5 protein-coding genes are annotated in these 5286 nt (G+C 76.6%); 3 read left to right on the top strand and 2 right to left on the bottom strand.

Annotated elements, in window-relative coordinates; genetic code table 11:
• On the top strand, window positions 1-1188 hold a 1188-nt coding region (locus tag RIF68_RS26450; RefSeq protein ID WP_309053807.1), incomplete at its 5' end, for a HAMP domain-containing sensor histidine kinase.
• Between the two features lie 109 nt (window positions 1189-1297).
• On the opposite strand, the gene RIF68_RS26445 is transcribed toward RIF68_RS26450, so the two are convergent.
• Both RIF68_RS26445 and RIF68_RS26440 read right to left on the bottom strand, forming a co-directional pair.
• Window positions 1298-2296 (bottom strand): TAXI family TRAP transporter solute-binding subunit, encoded by a 999-nt coding sequence (locus tag RIF68_RS26445; RefSeq protein WP_309053808.1) that lies wholly within the window; start codon window positions 2294-2296, stop codon window positions 1298-1300.
• A gap of 17 nt (window positions 2297-2313) precedes the next feature.
• A complete protein-coding gene (locus tag RIF68_RS26440) occupies window positions 2314-3459 on the bottom strand; it encodes a LysR substrate-binding domain-containing protein (protein WP_309053806.1) in 1146 nt (381 codons plus the stop codon).
• A gap of 70 nt (window positions 3460-3529) precedes the next feature.
• Here RIF68_RS26440 and RIF68_RS26435 point away from each other — a divergent pair, with 70 nt between their 5' ends.
• Window positions 3530-4147: a maleylpyruvate isomerase family mycothiol-dependent enzyme gene (locus tag RIF68_RS26435; RefSeq protein WP_309053805.1), complete on the top strand. Its 618-nt coding sequence runs from the start codon at window positions 3530-3532 to the stop codon at window positions 4145-4147.
• A gap of 266 nt (window positions 4148-4413) precedes the next feature.
• Window positions 4414-5286 (top strand): four-carbon acid sugar kinase family protein (locus RIF68_RS26430; protein WP_309053804.1); only part of this gene is annotated, 873 nt, incomplete at its 3' end.

The raw sequence follows: 5286 nt of genomic DNA, 5'->3' as shown, positions 1-5286 counted from the left end.
TACGACATCCGGGCCGGCGTCTTCTACCGCGACGACCGTGCCATGGCCACCGCCCCCACCGACTGGACCGTTCCCGCCGAGGGCGAGGGCCGGCGCGCCTACCACGAGTCCCTGCTCGGCCGCCGCAGCCACGACCCCCCGCAGGTCTGGCCGTGGCAGGGCGACGCCCGGCTGTTCGTCGCCTCGCCGGTCGTGCGGGACGGCGACGTCGTCGCCGTCGTCGTGACCGACTCGCCCACCGGACATCTCCGCTCCCGCATCCTGCGCGGCTGGCTGCTGATCTTCGCCGGGGAGGCGGCGGCGATGCTGCTCGCCGTCGGCGCCGCCTTCCGGCTCACCGGCTGGGTCCTGCGCCCGGTCCGCGTCCTGGACGCCGTCACCCACGACATCGCCACCGGCCGCATGAACTCCCGTGTCGCCGCGGCCGGCGGCCCGCCCGAACTCCGCCGTCTCGCCCGCTCGTTCAACGAGATGGCCGACAACGTCGAGGAGTCGCTGGAACAGCAGCGGGCCTTCGTCGCCGACGCCTCCCACCAGTTGCGCAACCCGCTCGCCGCACTGCTCCTGCGCATCGAGCTGCTGGCCCTGGAACTGCCCGAGGGCAACGAGGAGATCGCCTCCGTCCGCACCGAGGGCAAGCGGCTGGCCCAGGTCCTCGACGACCTTCTCGACCTGGCGCTCGCCGAGCACGCCAGGCCGGAGCCGCGCCTCACGGACGTGGGCGCGCTGACCGCCGAGCGGGTCGCCTCCTGGCGGCCGGTCGCCGAGGACAAGGGCGTCCGCCTCGCCGGCTCCTGCGGCGCCGCCACGGCCTGGGCGGACCCGGTGGCCCTCTCCAGCGCGCTCGACGCGGTGGTCGACAACGCGCTCAAGTTCACCCCGGCGGGAGAGGAGGTCACCGTCTCGGTGGTCCCCACCGGGGAGAACATCGCCGTCGTCGTCTCGGACCGGGGCCCCGGCCTCACCGAGGAGGAGCTCGGCCGCGTCGGCGACCGCTTCTGGCGTTCCGGCCGCCACCAGAACGTCAAGGGCTCCGGCCTCGGCCTCTCCATCGCCCGCGTCCTGCTCGCCGCGGGCGGCGGCGGCATGACCTTCGCCCCGAACGAGCCGCACGGCCTGCGCGTCACCGTCACGGTCCCCCGGTACGCCCCCATCGACGCCCCGGACCCGGAGAGCAGAGCGGACTGACGCGGGTACGGGGTGGGGCCGGGGCCCGCGCCACGGGGCGGGGCCGTCGTGGTCCGGCACCCGCCGGGCACCGGTCACGGGCCGTTGCCGCCCCGGGCCGCCCCTGCCGTCAGGGCTTGACCGACCGGTAATACCTTCGCGCGCCCTCGTGGAGCGTCAGCGGCTCCGTGTAGATCGCGGTGCGCAGGTCCACCAGCTGGGCCGGGTGGACCTGGCTGCCGATCCGGTCCCGGCTCCCGATCACCGTACGGGTGAAGCCCTCCACCAGGTCCGGGTCGGCCGCGTCCGTGGTGACGAGGAGGTTGGCGACGGCCAGCGTCTCCACCGGCCGGCCGTCCTGCGCGTCCGCGTACGCGTCGGCGGGGATCACCGCCGAGCGGTAGTGGCGGGTCGAATCGCCCGCCTCGTGCAGCTTCTCCACCAGGTCCGCCTCCAGCGTGATCAGCCGGATCGGGAACCGCTCCGACAGCTCCTGCACGGCGTGGGTGGGCAGGCCGCCCGACCAGAAGAAGGCGTCGAGCTCACCACGCTCCAGCAGGCCGGGCATCGTGTCGATGCCCGCCGAGACCGCCCGCACGTCCCGGTCGGGCGCCAGACCGGCCGCCGCCAGGACCCGGTCGGCGATCAGCCGGACACCCGAACCGTCCTGGCCGACCCCCACCCGCAGGCCGCGCAGGTCCGACACCTTCCACAGCGGCGAGCCCTCGCGCACCACCAGCTGCACGTAGTCGTCGTAGAGCCGCGCACAGCCCCGCAGCCGCTCGTGACCGGGCCGGCGCTCCCGCTCGTACTCGGCGACCGCGTCGGCCGTCGCCACGGTGAAGTCGGCCTCTCCGGAGGCGACACGGGCCAGGTTCTGCTGGGAGCCCTCACTGTCCTTCAGCGTGACGGACACCTCCGGCAGGTCGCGGGCCAGGGCCTGGCGGAGCAGCTCCCCGTACCGCTGGTAGACGCCGGTGGGCACGCCGGTGCTGAAGGTGACGGAACCGCTCGGGGCCGGGCCGCCGAACGGCACCAGCCACCACACGAGGAGCCCGCACACCACGAGCAGCGCGGCCGCACCCGCCAGGAGGCGGCGGCGGGCGGCACGGGAGAGGGAGGCGAGCATGCCGCGATCCTGCCAGCTCACCGCCGCTCCTGGCCAGATTCTTCCGCTCGGGGCCCGTCACCGGTCGCCGCCCGGGGCGTCCGCGAGGGGGCGGGGACCGGAGCCGGGACCGGGGAAGGTTCGGACACCGGGCCGTACATCGGCTCCGGGACCGGGGAAGGTTCGGACACCGGGCCGTACATCGGCTCCGGGACCGGGCCGGGCATCCGCTCCGGAGTCCGTCCGGAGCCCGGTTCTCCAACCGTCGTCCCGTACGGAGTCGGAAGCGCCTCCCGCAGGCGCCCCAGGAGCTCCCGCGCGGCCGGGGCGGGAGGGGTGCCGGTCCGCCAGGCGAGGGCCACCCGCCCGCGGGCCCCCGCAGCGGCGAGCGGCACGGTGACGACCCCCAGCTCCCGGGCCACCTCCGGGGCCAGGGCGGGCAGCACCGCCACGCCCATGCCGCGGGCGGCGAGCCGGGCCAGCATCCGGGGAGCGGCCGCCTCGAATCCGACCTCCGCGGTGAACCCGGCCTCCGCGCACAGCCCGTCGAGCACCCCGCGCACCCCCGTCCCGCGCGGCAGCGAGATCAGGCGCCGGCCGCGCAGCGCCGTGAGGGGCAGCCCGTCACCGGTGCCGGTCACCTGGACCAGGGGATCGCCCGGGGCCACGGCCGCGACCAGCGGGCAGTCGACCACGGGCCGCAGCCGCAGCCCGGGCAGCGGGCCGGGCCCGGGGAGTCCGGCGAGGGCGAGGTCCAGCCGGCCCTCCCGTACCGCCGTCAGCATCTCCTCGGAACCGCCCTCCGAGAGGGCCACCTCCACCCCCGGATGGTCCGCGTGGAAATCGGCGAGGAGCCCCGCGAGGTCGAACAGATGGATACCGGCGCCGGGAACCAGACCGAGGGAGACCCGGCCCCGCAGCAGCCCCGCGAACTCGGCCGCCGTGTCCCGCACCGCCTCGGCCGCCGCCAGCGCCGCACGCGCGTACGGCAGGACCGCCGTCCCGACCTCGGTCGGGGTCACCGTGCGGCCGGCCCGGTCCAACAGCCGCTGACCCAGCTCACGTTCCAGGCGCGCGATCTGGGCGCTGAGGCCCGGTTGGGCGAGCCGCAGCCGGGCGGCGGCCCGGGTGAAGCTGCCCTCCTCGACCACCGTGACGAAGTAGCGCAGCCGGTGCAGTTCCATAAGCGCCGATTCTAGGAACGAGCACCGACCGGTCTTGGACGTACGGAGCGGGCGCGCGGAGGCTGGTCGCATGGGTATCAGGGACAAGATCGCGGCCGAGCGGAGGGACCTCGCGGACCTCCTCGACACGCTCACCGAGGCGCAGTGGGACGCGCCCAGCCTCTGCGAGGGATGGCGGGTACGGGAGGTGGCCGCCCACCTCACCATGGCCATGCGCCACCCCGCCCGGCGGCTCGCCCGGGAACTCCTCCGGGCGCGCGGCAGCATGGACCGGGTGACCGACCGCCTGGCGCGGGCCGACACCGCCGCCCTCGGCACCCGGGAACTCGCCGAAGCCCTGCGGGCGGACGCCGAGCACCCGTGGAAGATGCCGATCGGCGGGTACGACATGGTTCTCGCCCACGACGTCGTGCACGGCCTGGACATCACGGTGGCCCTCGGCCTCGACCGGCGGATCCCGGAGGACCGTCTCCGGACGGCCCTCGCCCGCGTCGGCCCGCGCAGCGCCCGCTTCTTCGGCGCCGACCTCTCCGGCGTCGCGCTGCGCGCGGACGACCTCGACTGGTCCTTCGGCTCGGGGGAGCCCGTCACCGGGCCCGCCCAGGAGCTGCTGCTCCTCGCCTTCGGGCGTACGGTGCCGCCGGGCCGGCTCCGGGGCGGAGCCGCCGGGCGTTTCGTACGCGTCTGACGGCGGCGACCGGTGGGCGTCGGGCACCGGGGCCGCTCCGGTGCGCGCGCCGATCTCGGGAGCGGTCCCTGGGGTCGCCCTCGCGGCGCGACCCGGGACACCGACTTCTCCTGCCACAGGATGAGTGGCGGCGCGCGCCAGGCCCGTCGGCTCGCCGGCGGGGTCCGGTACGGGAGTGGCGGTTGCCCTCCACCCCCGGTGGCCGCCAGGGTGGTGGGCGTCAGGGTGGCGGCCGTGGACCACCCGCGAGCCGAGGAACGCCGACGATGCCACTTCCTGCCCCCGCCTCCCTGTCGCGCGTCGCCGTCCTCGCCGACGACCTGACGAGCGCGGGGGACGGAGCCGCGCCGTTCCGCCGGGCCGGGCACCCGGCCCGCGTCCTGCTGGCGGGTACCGACCTCGGGGGCGTCGCGGAGGAGGGCGGGGTCCTCGCCGTCGACCTCGGCAGCCGGCTGCTCGACGAGGCCGCCGCCGTCGCCCGGACCCGAGGCGCGGCCCGGGCCTTCGCAGGGGCGGACCTGGTGTTCAAGACGGTCGACTCCACCCTCCGCGGCCATGTGACGGCCGAACTCCGCGCGGCGCGCGAGGCGTCGGGCCGGCGAGCGGTCCTGGTCGCCCCCGCGTTCCCCGCGGAGGGCCGGACCACGATCGCGGGGGTGCAGTACGTCCACGGCGTCCGCGTCGACGCGAGCGACTTCGCCCGCGACCCGGTCCACCCCGTCCGCACGGCCGACCTGACCCGGCTGCTGCCCGAGGCGGTCCTCGTCGAACCGGACGGCCCGGCCGGTACGGAGACCTCCCCCGAACGCGACCGCCGCGTCGAGCGGGAGGTCCGCCGGTCCGGAGACGACCCCGCCGACCGGCGGGCCGGGCCCGGCCCGGACGAACTTCCCGGCGGAGCCGGTCACGCCGGCCGGGAGGCCGAGCGCCGACGGGACGGGGACGGGATCCCCGACCGGGACGGTCAGGAGTCGCGCGGCGGCGGGGACGGGCGTCCCGGCGGGGCCGGGCACGCCGGGCCGCAGGGGCGCGGCCACGGGGACGGCCACGCGGGGCCGGACGGTCATGCCGGACGTCAGGACGAGTCGTGCGCGGACGGGGGCGGGCATCCCGGCGGGGCCGGGCACGCCGGGCCGCAG

Source organism: Streptomyces sp., from assembly GCF_031178505.1.
GTDB lineage: Bacteria > Actinomycetota > Actinomycetes > Streptomycetales > Streptomycetaceae > Streptomyces > Streptomyces gulbargensis.
This window is presented reverse-complemented; position numbering and strand designations above follow the sequence as displayed.